Origin of the sequence: Corynebacterium sp. BF-R-2 (assembly GCF_024586525.1) — a bacterium.
GTDB lineage: Bacteria > Actinomycetota > Actinomycetes > Mycobacteriales > Mycobacteriaceae > Corynebacterium > Corynebacterium singulare.
In genome coordinates, this window is record NZ_JAMFTP010000004.1 from 176,219 (window position 1) to 194,413 (window position 18,195).

Sequence of the window (18,195 nt, forward strand, 5' to 3'; positions counted from 1 at the left end):
ATGCTTATTTCCCAAGACTGGGTTACCCGCATCCTGGGCACTGCAAACTCCGGCTGGAGCGTGTCCTCTGAGGACCTCGATTCCGGATTCGTCCGCGTGGGCTTCGAAACGGAGGGCTACGAGGCGCTTCCGGAGACTACGGGCCCGCTCGTGATTGGCCAGGTCGTTGAGATCGAGGAACTCACGCAGTTTAAGAAGCCGATTCGCTATTGCCAGGTCAACGTGGGGCAGGCCAATGGTACGGGAGAGCTGCAGGGCATTATTTGCGGTGCCCGTAACTTCCGCCTTAACGACTACGTGGTGGTCTCCCTTCCGGGGGCTGAGCTGCCTGGCGGTTTCAAAATCGCCGCGCGTGAGACCTATGACCACATCTCCAACGGCATGATGTGTTCCGCCGCCGAGCTCGGATTCGGCCCGAAGGCTGACGGCATTATCGTGCTGGGTGATGAGGTAGCGGACAAGATTGGAGAGGACGCCCGTCCCATCATTGGGCTGTCAGACACCGTCTTTGACGTCAACATCACCCCGGATCGCGGATACGCACTGTCTGCACGTGGACTGACGCGAGAGGTCGCTTCGGCCTTCGACCTGACGTTCCCGGATGTGTCCCAAGACCCGGGCGTGGCTGGCATCGATACCTCTGCCGTGCCGGAGGCACAGGGCGAGCTCATCGCTGTTGACTTGCGCGAGGAGACCAAGGCTCAGCGATTCGGTGTGCGCAAGGTCAGCGGCATCGACCCGGCTGCCCGCACTCCGTTCTGGATGGAACGTGAGCTTATGCTTTCTGGCCAGCGTAGCGTCAATGTTGCTACTGACGTCACCAATTACGTCATGCTTCTTCTTGGAGCACCAATGCACGCGTTCGATGCGAATATCGTTAGCGGTGACCTAGTGGTCCGCAACGCTACGGAGGGTGAAAAGTTCGAGACCCTGGACCACGTCAAGCGTGAGCTGTCAGCAGGGGATGTTGTTATTTGCGATGACAACGGCATCCAGTCCCTAGCCGGCGTCATGGGCGGTACGACCTCCGAGATTTCTGATGAGACCACGGATGTTTACTTTGAGGCCGCAATTTGGGATCCTATTACCGTTGCGCGTACCTCTCGTCGCCACAAGCTGTCCTCTGAGGCTTCTCGCCGCTTCGAACGTGGCGTTGACCCGGCGATTGTTGAGGTTGCTCTCGATATGGCATGCGCACTCCTACAGCAGATTGCCGGCGGCACTATCGAGTCTGGCCGGACGCTCGTGGGGGACGTCGCCAAGCGCGATCCCATCACCCTGCGCACCGCTAAGCCCAGCGAGTACGCCGGCGTGGAGTACTCCCGTGAGACCGTTATCCAGCGCCTGCGCGAGGTGGGCTGTGACGTCACCGACAACGGTGATGAGCTGCAGGTTACCCCGGCCACGTGGCGCACGGATATCTCCATGGACGTGGACCTTATTGAGGAGGTCCTGCGCCTGGAGGGGCTGGAGGATATCCCGACCGTGCTGCCGACCCCGGCCGGCGGACGCGGCCTGACTCCGGCGCAGAAGCGCCGCCGCGCTATCGGTCATGGCCTGGCCTACGCCGGCTACGCCGAGGTGCTGCCTGCGCCGTTTATTGCCAACGACACCTTCGACGTCTGGGGCTTGGACAAGGACGATCCGCGCCGTCAGACCGTGCCGGTGCAGAACCCACTCGAGGCAGACAAGGCGGTGCTGTCTACCACGCTGCTGCCCAACATGCTTGAGGCCATCGCCCGCAACGTCGCCCGCGGCCGCAGCGACCTGGCTCTCTTTGGCCTCCAACAGGTGGCCTTCAAACGCGCTGAAGCCTCCCCGATGCCGTCTGTGGAGTCCCGCCCGTCTGATGAGGTCGTCGCCGATCTCCTCGGTACCCTTCCAGAGCAGCCGCTGCACGTAGCAACCGTCGCCACCGGCGCAATCGAGCACGAGGGTCCGTGGGGTGCCGGACGCGCCTACACCTACGCCGATGCCATCGAGTCCGCGCGTCAGGTGGCGCGCGCCGCTGGCGTCGACGTCGAGGTCGAGTCCGCCGAGCAGCTGCCGTGGCACCCGGGGCGCTGTGCTGCCATTGTCCTCACGGACGAGGCGAAGACCGTCGTGGGCTACGCGGGTGAGCTGCACCCGCAGGTGCTCGAGGCCCTGGATCTTCCGGCCCGCACCTGCGCTATGGAGCTGGATGTGACGGCACTGCCGCTGGAGGAGAAGTTCCCGGCACCGATGCTGTCCGCTTTCCCGGCCCTGCACCAGGACATCGCCCTGGTTGTCGATGAGACCACCCCGGCCGAGCAGGTCCGCAAGGTCGTCGAAGAAGGCGCCGGCGAGCTGCTGGAGTCCGTGGAACTCTTCGACGTCTTCCGTGGTGAGCAACTGGGTGAAGGCAAGAAGTCCCTGGCCTTCCAGCTTCTCTTCCGCGCTAGCGACCGCACGCTGACCGATGACGAAGTCAACGAGCACCGCCTGGCCGCCGCCGAGTTGGCTAAGCAGCGCCTCAACGCGGAGATGCGCGCCTAAAGAAATCGGCAGAGCCCGCTCCCGCTTTTAGGGGGCGTTCCGCCTCAGCCGCCCGCAGCTTACGTGTCTAGTACGTACCTGCGGGCGGCTTTCGCCGTTGTGGGGGGGATGGCGGGTCGGTGGTCTATCCGGGGAAAGATCCCCTAGCGGTGGCGCATATGTGTCCTGCGCCATATTCTTTCCGGTAGAGCGTTACTCACCACGAAAGGAATTCGACATTATGCGTTCTGTGTCCCGCCTCGCCGCAGCCGCCCTCGTCGGCGGCGCGCTAGTGTCCGCGCCGCTAGCGTCGGCCGATATTGCTCAAGGTTTTGCCAATTCTGATGGATCCGTGAAGTGCGACTTCACCACTATGGACGGTACCTACATCAGCTGCCTCTCCGAGGGTGCGCGCGTCACCCGTCCGGAGTGCAACCCTCCGGGGCAGAAGGCGCCGCAGTACAGCTATTACGCCGGCCGCACGTACGCGGGCTGCTACAACCAGGGGCTCATGTCCACGTCATTCGACCACATCCAGCCGGGCCAGGTGCGCCAGTACAACGAGCTCACCGTTATCGCTGACGCGAAGGGTGGCCTGCATTTCGTCTCCCCGCAGGGCTACAAGGGATATGCCGGCAAGACTGCAGTGTCCGGGCCCGAGGGCCTGGGTCAGGTGTCCTCCCGCGCACTGTAAGGGGAAGCGGGATTAAGAATTGAATACTGAATAACATACAGCCCACTGCATTATTTGCTAGTGTGGCTGTATGACTATTTCAGTAGCACTTGCCGGAGCCACGGGATATGCGGGCGGCGAAATACTCCGCCTCCTGCTATCCCACCCAGCATTTCTGTCCGGTGAGCTGCGCCTCGGCGCGCTGACTGGGCACTCCACGGCAGGCCAAGAAGTCTCCCGGCTCATGCCGCACCTGCCGCAGCTGGCAGGCAGGGTCATCGAGGACACCACTGCCGATGTGCTATCCGGGCACGATGTGGTCTTCTTGGCGTTGCCGCACGGCCACTCCGCCGACATCGGGCGCCAGCTGGGAGAAGGCGTTACGGTCATCGACTGTGCGGCGGACTTCCGCCTGCGAAACCGGGCGGACTGGGATGCGTATTACGGGGGCGAGTACGCCGGGAGTTGGCCCTACGGCATCCCGGAGATTCCCGGTAACCGCGAGCAGCTGCGGGGGAGTAACCGGGTGGCCGTGCCGGGATGTTTCCCCACGGCGATTACCTTGGCCGCGCTTCCCGCCATGGCCCGGGGGCTCGTGGAACCGGACCTGTCTGTCATCGCCATCACCGGTGTATCCGGTGCGGGAAAGAAGGCCTCTGTGGCCCAACTGGGTGCGGAAACCATGGGCAACCTCAAGGCCTACAAACCCGGCGGGACTCACCGCCACACCCCGGAAGTGGTCCAAAACCTCCAGCCATTCACTGAGCATGAGGTGAGTATCAGCTTCACTCCCGTCCTAGCGCCGCTGCCGCGCGGCATCCTCGCCACGGTGACCGCCCCGCTGACGCACGGAACGGATCAGCGCCGCGTGACGGAGGTCTTCAATGAATTTTATGCAGACGAGCCCTTCTGTCACGTGCTGCCGGAGGGCCAGCAGCCGGAAACCCAGAACGTCGTGGGCACCAACATGGCGCACCTACAGGCGCACGTGGACAACAACGCTGGGCGCCTGATCATTACCGCTGCAATCGACAACCTGTGCAAGGGCACCGCCGGTGCCGCCATCCAGTGCCTCAACCTGACTCAGAAGTGGGAGGAAACCCTCGGCCTTCCCATGGCCGCCGTAGCGCCCTAATCCGCGCCACTGTGGTAGGTCCGCTTAACCCACTCATCCCATCATCATCTCAAGGAGAAACCCCCATGATTACCACCCCTGCCGGCTTTCTTGCCGGCGCCACGACCGCCGGAATCAAGTCCTCCGGCAAGCCTGATATGGCCCTCGTGGTCAACCAAGGCCCGCGTTTCGACGCCGCGGCGGTGTTTACCCGCAATCGCGTGGTCGCCTCCCCGGTGAAGCTCTCGCGCCAGGCCGTGGCCAACGGGAAGCTTAAGGCGGTGGTGTATAACTCCGGCAACGCCAACGCGTGCACCGGCGCGCAGGGCGACAAGGACGCCGCCGCGATGGTTGCCGCAGTGTCCGAGCAGGCTGGTGTCACTGCAGCGGACATCGCCGTATGCTCGACGGGACTCATCGGGGAGCCCCTTCCCATGGAGAAGGTGCTCGCGGGCATTGAGACGGTGGCTCACGATCTTGGTGCAGATTCCGCCTATGCGCACGCCGCGGCCGAGGCCATCTTGACCACAGACACCGTGAGCAAAGAAGCTGGCTATGACGGTCCGGGGTGGACCGTGGGTGCGATGGGCAAGGGCGTGGGAATGATGGCGCCCTCGCTGGCCACCATGCTGGTGTGCCTCACCACGGATGCTGTCGCTAGCGCACAGGCCCTTCAGTCCGCCCTGCAGAAGGCCAGCGACCTCACCTTCAACACGCTGGATGTCGATGGCTCGACCTCCACCAATGACACCGTGGTCCTGCTTGCCTCTGGGGCCTCAGGGGTGGAGCCGAGCCAGGAGGAGCTCGACGCCGCCGTCCTTGCGGTGTGCTCCGACCTCGCGGACCAGCTGCAGGCCGACGCCGAGGGTGTCACCAAGCGCGTCAAGATCACCGTCGAGGGCACCGGCAGCGATGCCCAGGCACTCAATGCTGCCCGCACACTGGGGCGCGACAACCTGTTCAAATGTGCCATGTTCGGCTCCGACCCAAACTGGGGCCGCGTGCTGGCCGCCGTCGGTATGGCCGAGGCCGACATGGACCCCGACAACATTTCCGTCTACTTCAATGATCAGCCCGTGTGCGTTGCTTCCACAGGCACGCCCGGCGCGCGCGAGGTGGACCTGTCCGGTGCGGATATCGACGTCCGCGTGGACCTGGGAACTGGTGGAGCCGGCACGGCTTTCGTGCGCACCACCGACCTGTCCCACGACTACGTGGAGATCAACTCCGCGTATAGCTCCTAGGGAGGACATGCTCATGATTCAAGGCCTCAACAATGCTGATCGGGCGACGGTGCTCGCAGAAGCGCTCCCGTGGCTGCAGCACTACCGCGACAAGATTGTCGTGGTCAAGTATGGCGGGAATGCCATGGTGGATGAGTCCCTCAAGGCTGCATTTGCCGCGGATATGGTGTTTCTGCGCACGGTGGGGGCCAAGCCTGTCGTGGTGCACGGCGGGGGACCGCAGATCAACGAGATGCTGGGCAAGCTGGGCATCGAGGGCGAGTTCAAGGGTGGGTTCCGTGTCACCACCCCGGAAATCATGGACGTGGTGCGCATGGTGCTCTTCGGGCAGGTCGGCCGCGGCCTGGTCAACCTCATTAATTCCCACGGCCCGTACGCGGTAGGAACCTCTGGCGAAGATGCAGGGTTGTTTTCGGCCCGCAAGCGCCTGGTGCAGGTGGACGGTGAACCGACGGACATCGGGATGGTGGGCGATATCGTCAGCGTCAACCCGGCGGCGGTGATGGACATTATTGAAGCCGGTCGCATTCCGGTGGTATCCACCATCGCGCCCGGTCAGGACGGCGAGGTGTACAACATCAACGCCGATGTCGCCGCGGGAGCGCTGGCCAAGGCACTGGGGGCGGAGCGCCTGGTGATCCTGACCAACGTGGAGGGGCTGTACACCGATTGGCCGCACCGCGATTCGCTGGTGTCCAAAATTGAGGTGGACAAACTCCACGCACTGCTGCCGGAGCTGGATTCCGGAATGATTCCGAAGATGGAGTCCTGCCTTATGGCGGTGGAAGGCGGGGTGAATGCGGCCCATGTGATCGATGGCCGGCTAGCGCACGCGGTCCTCTTGGAGCTATTGACCATGGGCGGAATCGGCACGATGGTCTTGCCGAATGGCTACAAGCGCGAGGACTACCCAGAGGGAACCGTATTCAGGAAGGACGATACGCAATGAGCAATGAAGACGTACACACTGCCCACACATGCCACACTGCCCACGCTCCGTTGAACCAGCGCTGGTCGCAGGTGCTGAGCAACACCTATGGGACCCCGCCGGTGGCCATCGTTTCGGGCAGCGGCTCGACTGTTTCCGACGAAGAGGGGAACGAGTACATCGACATGCTGGCGGGCATCGCGGTGAATTCCCTGGGCTATGCGCACCCGGCCATCGTGGAGGCGGTGAGCCGCCAGGTGGCCGCCGTGGGCCACGTGTCTAATCTCTTTGCCAGCCAGCCGGTGGTGGAGGTCGCCGCCAAGCTCATTGAAAAGGTGGGGGATGGACAGGCCCGCGTTTTCTTCTCTAATTCTGGCGCGGAGGCGAATGAGGCCGCGTTCAAGCTCGCGCGCTTGACTGGCCGGCGTCGTATTTTGGCTGCGCAGCATGGTTTCCACGGTCGCACGATGGGTTCGCTAGCCATGACGGGGCAGCCGGGCAAGCGGAAGGCCTTTGAGCCTTTCCCAGGCGGGGTGGAGTTCTACGCGTACGGCGATATCGACTACCTGACCACCCTGGTGGAGCAGGATCCGCAGGACACGGCCGCCATCATTCTGGAGCCCATCCAGGGAGAGACCGGCGTCATTCCCGCCCCGGATGGATTCCTCAAAGCTGTTCGGGCGTTGTGCGATAAGCATGGGATTCTCATGATCGTCGATGAGGTGCAGACGGGTGTGGGACGCACGGGCGATTTCTTTGCCTTCCAGCACGAGGGCGTGCTGCCGGACGTCATCACCATGGCGAAGGGCTTGGGTGCGGGTCTGCCCATTGGCGCCACCATTTCGCGGGGTGCGGCCGCAGATCTCTTCACCCCGGGTACGCACGGCACCACCTTTGGTGGCAACCCTGTGGCGTGTGCGGCGGCCGCGGCGGTGCTGGAGCTTGTCGACGACTCCTTTGTCGCCGACGTCGCCCGAAAAGGGGAGAAGTTGCGCCGTGAGCTGAGCAAATCTCCCTATGTCGCCACAGTGCGTGGGCGAGGGCTTATGCTAGGAGTTGTATTAAATACGTCGGTGGCCAAGGACGTTGTGGCGGCGGGCTTTAAGCACGGCCTCATCCTCAATGCGCCGAGCAGCGAGGTTGTGAGGTTGACCCCGCCACTGGTCATCACCGACGCCGAACTCGATCAGGCCATAGAGCGCCTGCATAAGGTACTGGAGGAAGTTGGATGAGCGTGCGCCATTTCTTGGCCGATGACGATCTCACACCGCAGGAACAGTCCGAGGTTCTGGACCTGGCTTTGCAGCTGAAGAAGGAGCCCTTCTCTGAGCGTCCCTTGGAGGGACCGAAGTCCGTAGCGGTGCTCTTTGACAAGACGTCGACGCGCACGCGCTTTTCCTTCGAGGCCGGCATCGCCGCGCTGGGTGGCCACGCCATCGTGACCGAAACCAAGTCCACGCAGATGGGCAAGGGCGAAACCTACCAGGACACCGGCGCGGTCTTGTCGCGGTTCGTGGAGGCCATCGTGTGGCGCACCTATGCTCACCAGAACCTGCTGGATATGGCCCAGACCGCCACGGTCCCCATTGTCAACGCACTCTCGGACGACCTGCACCCCTGCCAAATCCTGGCAGACCTGGTGACCTGCCGTGAAAACTTCGGAGACCTCACCGGGCGCAAGGCCGTCTACCTGGGCGATGGCAACAACAATATGGCCAACTCCTACATGCTCGGCTTTGCCACCGCCGGCATGGAGATGGCCATTGTGGCGCCCGAGGGCTTCCAGCCACAGCAGGAATTTGTGGAGCGTGCCCGCAGGCGGGGGACGGTCACTGTGAGTGATTCTCTCGATGCCGTGGAGGACGCAGACGTGGTCATCACTGACACGTGGGTCTCGATGGGCCAGGAATCGGACGGCAAAGACCGCCGCACCCCGTTCCTTCCGTACCAAGTCAACGCGGACGTCATGGCGCGCGCGAAGGACGATGCCATCTTCCTGCACTGCCTGCCCGCCTACCGCGGCAACGAGGTCACCGCCGAGGTTATTGATGGCCCCCAGTCCCGAGTCTTCGATGAAGCGGAGAACCGCCTGCATGCGCAGAAGGCGCTGCTGATGTGGCTGCTCGCTGCACAGGAGGAGAAGTAGACCCTATGACCACGACGCCGACGACCCGCAACGCCCGCCAGGCCAAGATCCTGGAGATCCTGGACCGCACCCGTGTGACCAGCCAGGTGCAGCTTTCGGAGCTGCTGCTGGATGAGGGCATCGACATCACCCAGGCCACCCTCTCCCGCGACCTTGATGAGCTGGGCGCCAAGAAGGTCAAGCGCGACGGCGGTCGCAGCTTCTACGTGGTGGGTGGTGAGCTGGAGCAGTTTGAGGACCAGCTCAACGGTCCGCGCGAGAAGCTGCGCCGCATGTTGGATGAGCTGGTGGTCTCCCATGACTATTCGGGAAACATCGCCATGCTGCGCACCCCGGCGGGCGCGGCACAGTACCTGGCCTCCTTCATTGACCGCGTCGGTTTGTCAGAGGTCGTGGGCTGTATCGCTGGTGACGACACCATTTTCATCCTCGCCCGCGAGGAAATTGGTGGCCGCGAGCTGGCAGAGAAACTCACCAGCCGCAGCATTTAACATTTATACGGCATTCTGTATAATATAAATCCAGAGAGACACTAGAACTCTATTTTTCGACTCTAAGGAGTAAATCACCATGACTGCACGTGTTGTGCTTGCCTACTCTGGCGGACTGGATACTTCCGTCGCCATTCCTTACCTGGCCAAGATGACGGGCGGCGAGGTTATCGCCGTCTCCCTTGACCTTGGTCAGGGCGGTGAGGACATGGAGTCCGTGCGTCAGCGTGCGCTTGACTGCGGTGCTGTTGAGTCCATCGTCGTTGATGCCAAGGACGAGTTCGCCGAGGAGTACTGCCTGCCCACCATCAAGGCCAACGGCATGTACATGAAGCAGTACCCCCTGGTTTCTGCCATTTCCCGCCCGCTCATTGTCAAGCACCTCGTTGAGGCTGCCCAGGAGCACGGCGGTACCCACGTGTCCCACGGTTGCACCGGCAAAGGTAATGACCAGGTTCGCTTCGAGGTATCCTTCCGCGCCCTCGACCCAGCCCTTGAGATCATCGCACCGGCACGTGACTACGCGTGGACTCGTGACAAGGCCATCGCCTTCGCCGAGGAAATTAACCTACCGATTGAGCAGTCCGCAGCATCGCCGTTCTCCATCGACCAGAACGTGTGGGGCCGCGCCGTTGAGACTGGCTTCCTCGAGGATCTGTGGAACCCGCCGACAAAGGATCTCTACGCCTACACCGAGCAGCCGGACCTGGGCAATGCCCCGGATGAGGTCACCATCACCTTCGATAAAGGTGTGCCGACCGCCATCGATGGCAAGCCGGTGACGGTGCTGCAGGCCATTGAGGAGCTCAACCGCCGTGCCGGCGCCCAGGGCATTGGCCGCCTTGACATGGTGGAGGACCGCCTCGTTGGCATTAAGTCTCGTGAGGTCTACGAGGCGCCAGGTGCCATGGTCCTCATCAAGGCGCATGAGGCGCTTGAGGATGTCACCGTCGAGCGCGAGCTGGCTCGCTACAAGCGCCTGACCGATGCTCGCTGGTCCGAGGAGGTCTACGACGGCCTTTGGTTCTCCCCGCTGAAGCGCTCTCTGGATGCCTTTACCGAGTCCACTCAGGAGAACGTCACCGGCGATATCCGCATGGTCCTCCACGCTGGCACCGCGACTGTCAATGGCCGCCGTTCCGGCCAGTCTCTGTACTCCTTCGACCTGGCTACCTACGACACCGGCGATACCTTCGACCAGACCGCTGCCAAGGGCTTTGTCCAGCTGCACGGCCTGTCCACCCAGATCTCCAATCAGCGTGACCGCGACGGCGGTTTCCCCACCGGCAAGTAAAGGAAACAATGCACAAGACCAACGAGGGTGCCCTGTGGGGCGGCCGCTTCTCCGGCGGCCCCTCTGAGGCGATGTTCGCCCTGTCCGTTTCTACCCATTTTGACTGGGTCCTTGCACCTTATGATGTGTTGGCCTCCAAGGCGCATGCCAAGGTGCTGCACAAGGCTGGCCTCCTGTCCGATGCTGACCTCGACACCATGCTTTCTGGCCTCACCGAGCTGGGGGAGAAGGTAGCTTCTGGCGAATTCGGGCCATTGCCCACCGACGAAGACGTCCATGGAGCCATGGAGCGTGGTCTTATTGACATCGTCGGCCCAGAGGTAGGTGGCCGCCTGCGCGCTGGCCGTTCACGTAACGACCAGGTGGCAACGTTGTTCCGTATGTGGGTACGCGATGCCGTTCGCGACATCGCTCTCCAAGTCACCGACCTGGTCAAGGCGTTGTCTGAACAGGCGGCGGCCCACCCGGATGCCATCATGCCGGGCAAGACACACTCCCAGGCAGCCCAGCCAGTGCTTCTCGCGCACTCGTTGTTGGCTCATGCACAGCCGCAGCTGCGCAACCTAGAACGTTTGCAGGATTTGGACAAGCGTCTGGCGGTCTCGCCGTATGGTTCGGGCGCACTTGCTGGTTCATCGTTGCACCTGGATCCGGAGGCCATTGCAGAGGAGCTCGGTTTTGATTCTTCTGCGGAGAATTCCCTCGACGGAACTTCTTCCCGTGACTTCGCTGCTGAGACGGCCTTCGTTCTGACTCAGATCTGCGTTGACATGTCGCGCTTGGCGGAGGAAATCGTCTATTGGTGCACTCCGGAATACGGCTACGTGACCTTGGATGATGCGTGGTCAACCGGCTCCTCAATTATGCCGCAGAAGAAGAACCCGGATGTCCCGGAGCTCACACGTGGCAAGACGGGCCGCCTCATCGGTAACCTCACCGGTCTACTGTCCACCCTGAAGGCCCAACCTTTGGCGTACAACCGTGACCTGCAGGAAGACAAGGAGCCCATCGTGGACTCCGTGGCACAGCTCAACCTCCTGCTGCCGGCTATGACTGGTCTAGTAGAGACATTGACCTTCCACGAGGACCGCATGCGCGAGCTTGCTCCGCGCGGCTTCACCCTGGCTACCGATTTGGCTGAGTGGATGGTCCGTCAGGGAGTACCGTTCCGTGAAGCGCACGAGGCTTCCGGCGCTTGTGTTCAGCTTGCAGAGTCCCGCGGGGTGGACCTCGTGGATCTCTCGGACGAGGATCTGAGGGGCGTCGATAAGCGCCTGCTTCCAGAGGTCCGTGAGGTACTCACCATTGATGGTGCTGTCGCCTCCCGTGCGACCAAAGGCGGCACTGCCGGCGTACGCGTCGCCGAGCAGCGCCAGCGCGTGGACGAACTCACGGCGAGCTTCCGTGACTGGGCCAGTACCCCTGTGATTCCGGCCACGTAGCTCATAGAGAGCTCCCACGGCAGCATGCTGTGGCCCCTGTATTGCCACCTCGGCGGTGGCACAAGGGGTTGCATCGGCCGTGAACTATGAAGGTGGCCAGTCGCTGTCCACTGTGAGAAAGGTGCAGCCGCAACCAGGAAAGTGGTTGACGGCGAAGGCAAGCGAGGAAAGACGAGCAGTGAGCTCGCGCTCCATCTCAGTGATTTCTCACCGCAGGAGATTCTCCGAATGCTTGAGCTCCTGACAATTTGGGGGACTTTTGTGGGGGTGAGTGCGTGTGAAGTTCAGCGATGTGGGCAAGCACTCTTTATGATTTAGGTCATGAGCAGCCCATCGTCGAAAGGACGCAGCAAGTCTTTCGTGGCCGCCTTGGTTTTTCTTGTGATTGCGGTGGTGTCAATCGTCATCGGGCGTGGGGGAATTTCCATGCCAGACTTTGATTCCTCTGAGGATGTCCACCACATCACAGGTGCCATTAGCCCTGAGCACGAAGAGTACTTCAAGGATCCCGCAACGATAAAAGCCTTGAAAGAACGACACATTGAGCTTGAGGTCGATGTGTTTTCAGCACCAGACATGATTGCGCTCATCGAGAACTCCCCCAAAAAGTATGACTTTTTTATGGCCGAGCTGGACGGTGCCGCACACACTCTTGAGACATGGGACGCTAACACTGTTCGTACGCAGTCGGACGGCAGCTCCAAGCGTGTCTTTTCCACACCACTTATTGCGCTCGTGCACAGTGACCTTGTCGACGACATGAAGTCCCATAACGTGGTGACTGAGGAAAATGGCTACGAAACGCTCAACCTTCACACGTTGGTCGATCTTTCGCTAGAGGATAAACGTTGGCGGGACATTAGTCCGGCCTTTGGTTCCCCTCGTGCTGTAGATGTGGCGGTACCACGGGTGACGGAGTCAAATGCCGCCCTGCGATACGCCGCTGAGATTAATTCCGTAGCCATGGGGCCTGCCGCCGAAGAAGTTGGCCGCGATGACATGGCGAGAGTACGCGAACGCGCAGGTGAGATCACCCGCCTTCTCGTAGCGGACCAAGGTTACGGTGAGACCACATCACAGGGAATGCTTGATGCCTTTTTACGGATGGGCAAGGGGGAAATGCCCATGGTGCTGACGACTGAGGCGCAGTACCTCCGTCTTGTCAGTGACGGTAAGGATATGTCGGCCTACACCTCGCTGCTCTTGAGTCCATCGGCATCACTCAACAGCACAGTGGTCCCCCGCACAGAGGAAGGAGACATGATGGCTACGGCATTGGGTCAGGAGCCCTTCCAAGAAGCGGCGGCGAAACGTGGCCTCCGGACTGTGAAGCCCGAGTATTTCGCAAACTTTGCGTGGCAACACGACTACGACATCCTCAAGCATGATGACGAGGTAAATCCGCCCATGTGGGATCAATACGACATGCTGTTGAAGGAACTGAGCTAGGACCGGCCAGTGAGAACATCAGGAAGGAAAATGAGAATGTTTCGCTCTGTGAAAGTGCTGCTTGCCATGATGAGCGCCATGGTGTTGTCAGCATGCTCCTTGGAGGGTCTGCTGGATGACACGGATACTCCTGACTCCGGTACGTCCTTCAGTGGCGGCCTCAACATCGTGGCAGCAACGGAGCTGAAGCCTTTGGCGCCGGTGCTTGATGACGCCTCCCGGGCCCTCGGCTTTGATATCACGATGACTACCGAGGACGGCACCCTAGCGAATTCTCACACCCTCAAGCAGGGCGGATTCGACGGCACCTACGATGCCACGTGGTTTGCTACCAACCGCTTTGCACGCATTATTGGTGCCGACGGAAAGCTGGGCAAAGAATATAGTGTGGCACGCTCCCCAGTGGTGCTCGGAGTGCAGTCCTCCGTCGCGACCGAGAAGGGCTGGACCACGAAGCAGCCGACGTGGCAGGAGATAGCAGACTCCGGGATTACGTTTGGTATGACTGATCCAACGACGTCGAATTCGGGTTTCTCCGCCCTGTCTGCGGCGACGACGGCGTTTGCTGACACTGGCCGAGCGCTTTCTGAGGCAGACATCCGTCAGGCCACAGGCAAGGTTCAGAAGCTCTTTGCCCACCAAACCTTGACGTCGGGTTCCTCGGGCTGGCTGGCAGATCGGTTCCGAGAGCACCCAGAGCAGGCTGATGCGATTTTCAATTATGAGTCGGTGCTGTACCAACTTAAGGACGAAGGAGCCGACCTCGAGGTGGTCATCCCTTCCGATGGTGTCATTTCTGCGGATTACCCGCTGTCAGCGCTGTCTAGCTCGCAAGACACTGAGGTCGAAGGCAAAGTTCAGGCTCTAGCTGAATGGTTGGGTGAGCACCCAGAGAAACTTAAAGACTACCACCTGCGAGTTGACGACACTGACTTGCCGGGCACTGTCTTTGAGCTGCCGTACCCGGCCAATGAAAAAACGGTCGAGGCCCTAGGGGATGCCTTCGCTCACGAGCTTCGTAACCCGGGCAATACGGCCTTGGTCCTTGACACCTCTGGGTCGATGGAAGGGCAGCGCATCGACCTTCTCAAGAACAGTTTGCTTCCGTTGATTGACGGAACTGCTGATGGCTCCGCCGACGGCGAGGGCCAGGTCGCCTTCCGTAACCGCGAGCAAATTAAACTCATCCCGTACTCCTCCGAGCCCCAACAGCCAACCCGTGCCCGGGTTGACAAGGACAACCCCGCAACGACGAAGGAGCTAGCGGATCGAGTGGAGCGTCTCGTTGCCGACGGCGACACCGCCACCTTCGAAGCAGTCCTCTCCGCCTTCAACGAGGTAGACACCAGCAGCGGAGATATAGGCACTGTGGTTCTCATGACTGATGGTGAAGTGACTCGCGGACGCACGTTCGCGCAGTTCAAGGAAGCATATGAGCAGCTCCCGCCGGAGAAGAAGGAGATTCCCGTCTTCGTCATCTTGTACGGTGAGGCCAACATCCAGGAGATGCAGGAACTGGCAGCACTCACCGGCGGCAAGACCTTTGACGCACTGAACGGTGACCTCGCTGCGGCATTCGAAGAAATCCGTGCCTACCAGTAAAGCAACTCCGCCTACTCCTAGGAGGCAAACCCTATGAACGCTGTGAATTCGCGAAAAGTTGTCGTCGGTTGTGTGGTGACGGCCCTCGTTGTCATCCTGCACGTGCTCACCGGCGGTGGCCTGGGCTTTTTGTGGCCCGTTGTGGCAGTGTGTGCCGGTGCGGCAGCGGGACTGGTGACACCGCCGAAGCAGGAGAAGGTTCTCGAAGCACCGAAGGCCGGCCCGGGCCAGCTAGTCAGTACGTTGGAGGGAATCCGTTATAACTTGCGTCGCCGCAAGGTCCCTGGTCCCGTCCAGCATGCGTGGGATTCCTTTGATGAATCTGCTTTGTGGGTACTGAACAACTGGCATCGTTTGGATGATGCTCCTCACCAGCAGGCTTTGGTACGCGACATGATTCAAGAGCACTCCGACGAGCTGGTGAAGTCTTACCTTGAGGTTACCGACCTGAAGAATCCCGTCGCAGTCCAGGAGATGAGCGAGTCGCTGGGAATCCTGGGCCGTGAGATGGATGAAATCCGTGAAGCTATTGCGCAGAATTCGGTACGAAACCTGCGTAATCACTCGATGGCACTCAAACTCGAATACGACGGGACCCTTCCCTCTATCGAATCTAAGGAGGTGTAGGGTTAGCGACTATGAGTCTCGATCCGAAGCTGCTTGACATCCTGGTGTGTCCGCAGGATAAAGGTCCGTTGAAATATTTGGCTGAGGAGCAAGTCTTGGTCAACGAACGCCTAGGCGTGGCCTATCCCATTGAGAACGACATCCCTGTCATGTTGGTCGACCACACGATCCCGTGGCCGCCCGAAAAATAGTCCTCACAGCACAGCACGGTATCGACATCTAAAAAGGAGCTTTCATGAACATCATTGATGAGCTGCAGTGGCGCGGTCTCATTAACCAATCCACCGACCTCGACGCACTTCGCGAGGCCTGTGAGGAGCCCATCACTCTGTACTGTGGTTTCGACCCGACTGGAGATTCTCTCCATGCTGGTCACCTCGTTCCGATGATTATGCTTCGTCGTTTCCAGGAAGCAGGACACCACCCAATTGCCTTGGCCGGTGGCGCCACTGGCCAGATTGGTGATCCGCGCGATGTAGGGGAGCGTTCCATGCTCTCCCAGGAGACCATCAACGACAACTTGGTGGCGATCAAGAAGCAGTTGCGTCAGTTCATTAACTTTGACGGCGACAATGCTGCCACCATGGTGAACAATGCTGACTGGATTTCTCAGATGTCTGTCATCGATTTCCTGCGTGATGTAGGCAAGAACTTTTCCCTCAACACCATGCTGGATCGTGATACCGTGAAGCGCCGCTTGGAATCGGATGGCATTTCCTACACCGAGTTTTCCTACATGCTTCTTCAGGCCAATGACTATGTACACCTTCACAATGAGCATGATTGCGTACTCCAAATCGGCGGTGGCGATCAGTGGGGCAACATCGTTTCCGGTGTAGACCTCAACCGCCGCGTCAATGGGGCTAAAGTCCATGGCCTGACTGTTCCGCTCGTCACGGATGCGCAGGGGCAAAAGTTTGGTAAGTCCACCGGTGGCGGCAAGCTGTGGCTGGATCCGGAGAAGACGTCTCCTTACGCCTGGTACCAGTACTTCCTGAATGCCGGGGACTCCGTCGTTATTGACTACCTTCGTTGGTTTACCTTTCTAACTCAGGAAGAAATCGCTGACTACGAGCAGAAGGTAGCTGACGAGCCTTTCCGTCGCGAGGCACAGCGACGCTTGGCTCAGGAAATGACCACACTGGTCCACGGCGAGAAGGCCACGAAGTCTGTAGAGCTTGCCGCCCAAGCTCTGTTCGGAAAGGCAGAGCTTGCAGATTTGGATGAAGGCACTCTGGCAGGAGCGCTTTCTGAAACTGAGGTAGCGGAGATCGCAGCCGACGAGCCGCGCACCATTATCGATCTTTTAGTGGCCTCCGGCCTTGCGGACTCTAAGGGTGCTGCGCGTCGTACCGTTAAGGAGGGCGGCGCGTACGTCAATAACCAGCGCATCGAGTCTGATGATTGGGAGCCGGCGGAAGAGGATCTTCTTCACGGTGTGTGGCTCGTGCTGCGTCGCGGCAAGAAGAACTTTGCCGGTGCGAAGCTGAGCTAGCCGAACCATCTGCTGCTAAGGCAACCGCCATCATGCCCGTCGAGATTCTCGACGGGCATTCGTCGTTTTAGGCCGCTTGCGAAGCTTAGAACTTTTCGAATAGTGAAAAGTAGGAATGACCTGCCGATTTGTCGAAATATGGGGGCGTGCGTATATTTATCGAGGTCGCCGCGACAAGCGGATGACACGGAGATTAACTCCTAGTTGACAAAGATTAAACTTGTTAGCTAGAGTATGAACTCCAGCCGCTCAGAGCAGCAACCATCAGATGTTAGCTGCGAAGAACGTGCGGATGATGTGTGAGAACTCAATAGTGTGCCAATGTACTTTTTTGTGTTGGTTGGTTTTTATTGTTCTGGCTGTGTCGTGTCGTATGTGCGGCATGGTTGGTGTATGCCGGATGGCGCTTTTTCAAGCGGCGTCATTGTAAATAACAGTAAGTTGTTTGGGCGTATTGATTTAAATCTTCTGACTTGACTGGCCCCCTTTTTTGCCCCGTCGGGTTGGGGGTTGGTTGTTGATTTTTTCTTTATGTAATTTTTGGATATGCCAGTCCGTGCTGTGCACGGTTTGGTTTGTCTTTTTGTCTAGGTTTGGGCTTTTCACGGCCTTTTTTTGTGGAGAGTTTGATCCTGGCTCAGGACGAACGCTGGCGGCGTGCTTAACACATGCAAGTCGAACGGAAAGGCCTCTTGCTTGCAAGGGGTGCTCGAGTGGCGAACGGGTGAGTAACACGTGGGTGATCTGCCTTGTACTCTGGGATAAGCTTGGGAAACTGGGTCTAATACCGGATAGGAACTGCCTTTAGTGTGGTGGTTGGAAAGTTTTTTCGGTGCAAGATGAGCTCGCGGCCTATCAGCTTGTTGGTGGGGTAATGGCCTACCAAGGCGTCGACGGGTAGCCGGCCTGAGAGGGTGTACGGCCACATTGGGACTGAGATACGGCCCAGACTCCTACGGGAGGCAGCAGTGGGGAATATTGCACAATGGGCGGAAGCCTGATGCAGCGACGCCGCGTGGGGGATGACGGCCTTCGGGTTGTAAACTCCTTTCGACAGGGACGAAGCTTTTTGTGACGGTACCTGTATAAGAAGCACCGGCTAACTACGTGCCAGCAGCCGCGGTAATACGTAGGGTGCGAGCGTTGTCCGGAATTACTGGGCGTAAAGAGCTCGTAGGTGGTTTGTCGCGTCGT

General features: G+C 60.0%; 15 protein-coding genes and 1 rRNA gene. All 16 read left to right on the forward strand.

Annotated elements, in window-relative coordinates; all coding sequences use genetic code 11:
- Positions 1-2,517: a phenylalanine--tRNA ligase subunit beta gene (gene pheT, locus M5J09_RS04160; protein WP_257157046.1), complete on the forward strand. Its 2,517-nt coding sequence runs from the start codon at positions 1-3 to the stop codon at positions 2,515-2,517.
- A 220-nt stretch (positions 2,518-2,737) separates the two neighbouring features.
- On the forward strand, positions 2,738-3,190 hold the full coding sequence (locus tag M5J09_RS04165) for a hypothetical protein (protein WP_070537133.1): 453 nt from the start codon (positions 2,738-2,740) through the stop codon (positions 3,188-3,190).
- Between the two features lie 70 nt (positions 3,191-3,260).
- A complete protein-coding gene (gene argC / locus M5J09_RS04170; protein WP_144790006.1) occupies positions 3,261-4,304 on the forward strand; it encodes an N-acetyl-gamma-glutamyl-phosphate reductase in 1,044 nt (347 codons plus the stop codon).
- Positions 4,305-4,369: 65 nt separating this feature from the next.
- On the forward strand, positions 4,370-5,527 hold the full coding sequence (argJ, locus tag M5J09_RS04175) for a bifunctional glutamate N-acetyltransferase/amino-acid acetyltransferase ArgJ (protein ID WP_257157047.1): 1,158 nt from the start codon (positions 4,370-4,372) through the stop codon (positions 5,525-5,527).
- Between the two features lie 13 nt (positions 5,528-5,540).
- Positions 5,541-6,476, forward strand: coding sequence for an acetylglutamate kinase (argB, locus tag M5J09_RS04180; protein WP_144790457.1), 936 nt, complete (start codon positions 5,541-5,543; stop codon positions 6,474-6,476).
- Positions 6,473-7,687 (forward strand): acetylornithine transaminase, encoded by a 1,215-nt coding sequence (locus M5J09_RS04185; protein ID WP_239181148.1) that lies wholly within the window; start codon positions 6,473-6,475, stop codon positions 7,685-7,687. The genes argB and M5J09_RS04185 overlap by 4 nt, the downstream gene beginning before the upstream one ends.
- Positions 7,684-8,601: an ornithine carbamoyltransferase gene (argF, locus tag M5J09_RS04190; protein WP_144790000.1), complete on the forward strand. Its 918-nt coding sequence runs from the start codon at positions 7,684-7,686 to the stop codon at positions 8,599-8,601. Before M5J09_RS04185 ends, argF begins: the two co-directional genes overlap by 4 nt.
- Before the next feature lie 5 nt (positions 8,602-8,606).
- A complete protein-coding gene (locus M5J09_RS04195) occupies positions 8,607-9,092 on the forward strand; it encodes an arginine repressor (protein WP_144789998.1) in 486 nt (161 codons plus the stop codon).
- 79 nt (positions 9,093-9,171) lie between these two features.
- Positions 9,172-10,386: an argininosuccinate synthase gene (locus tag M5J09_RS04200; RefSeq protein ID WP_257157048.1), complete on the forward strand. Its 1,215-nt coding sequence runs from the start codon at positions 9,172-9,174 to the stop codon at positions 10,384-10,386.
- Positions 10,387-10,394: 8 nt separating this feature from the next.
- Positions 10,395-11,828: an argininosuccinate lyase gene (argH, locus tag M5J09_RS04205; protein ID WP_070537128.1), complete on the forward strand. Its 1,434-nt coding sequence runs from the start codon at positions 10,395-10,397 to the stop codon at positions 11,826-11,828.
- A gap of 426 nt (positions 11,829-12,254) precedes the next feature.
- Positions 12,255-13,277 (forward strand): hypothetical protein, encoded by a 1,023-nt coding sequence (locus M5J09_RS04210; protein WP_257157049.1) that lies wholly within the window; start codon positions 12,255-12,257, stop codon positions 13,275-13,277.
- 36 nt (positions 13,278-13,313) lie between these two features.
- The gene (locus M5J09_RS04215) at positions 13,314-14,879 is read left to right on the forward strand and encodes a VWA domain-containing protein (RefSeq protein ID WP_257157050.1); all 1,566 of its coding nucleotides are present in this window, start codon (positions 13,314-13,316) and stop codon (positions 14,877-14,879) included.
- A gap of 33 nt (positions 14,880-14,912) precedes the next feature.
- Positions 14,913-15,506 carry a hypothetical protein gene (locus tag M5J09_RS04220; RefSeq protein ID WP_042530984.1) on the forward strand — a complete coding sequence of 198 codons (594 nt, stop codon included), beginning with the start codon at positions 14,913-14,915 and terminating at the stop codon, positions 15,504-15,506.
- A gap of 11 nt (positions 15,507-15,517) precedes the next feature.
- A complete protein-coding gene (locus M5J09_RS04225) occupies positions 15,518-15,697 on the forward strand; it encodes a Trm112 family protein (protein WP_042530982.1) in 180 nt (59 codons plus the stop codon).
- Positions 15,698-15,741: 44 nt separating this feature from the next.
- The gene (gene tyrS, locus M5J09_RS04230; RefSeq protein ID WP_042530980.1) at positions 15,742-17,001 is read left to right on the forward strand and encodes a tyrosine--tRNA ligase; all 1,260 of its coding nucleotides are present in this window, start codon (positions 15,742-15,744) and stop codon (positions 16,999-17,001) included.
- A gap of 614 nt (positions 17,002-17,615) precedes the next feature.
- A 16S ribosomal RNA gene (locus M5J09_RS04235) occupies positions 17,616-18,195 on the forward strand; the annotation flags it as partial.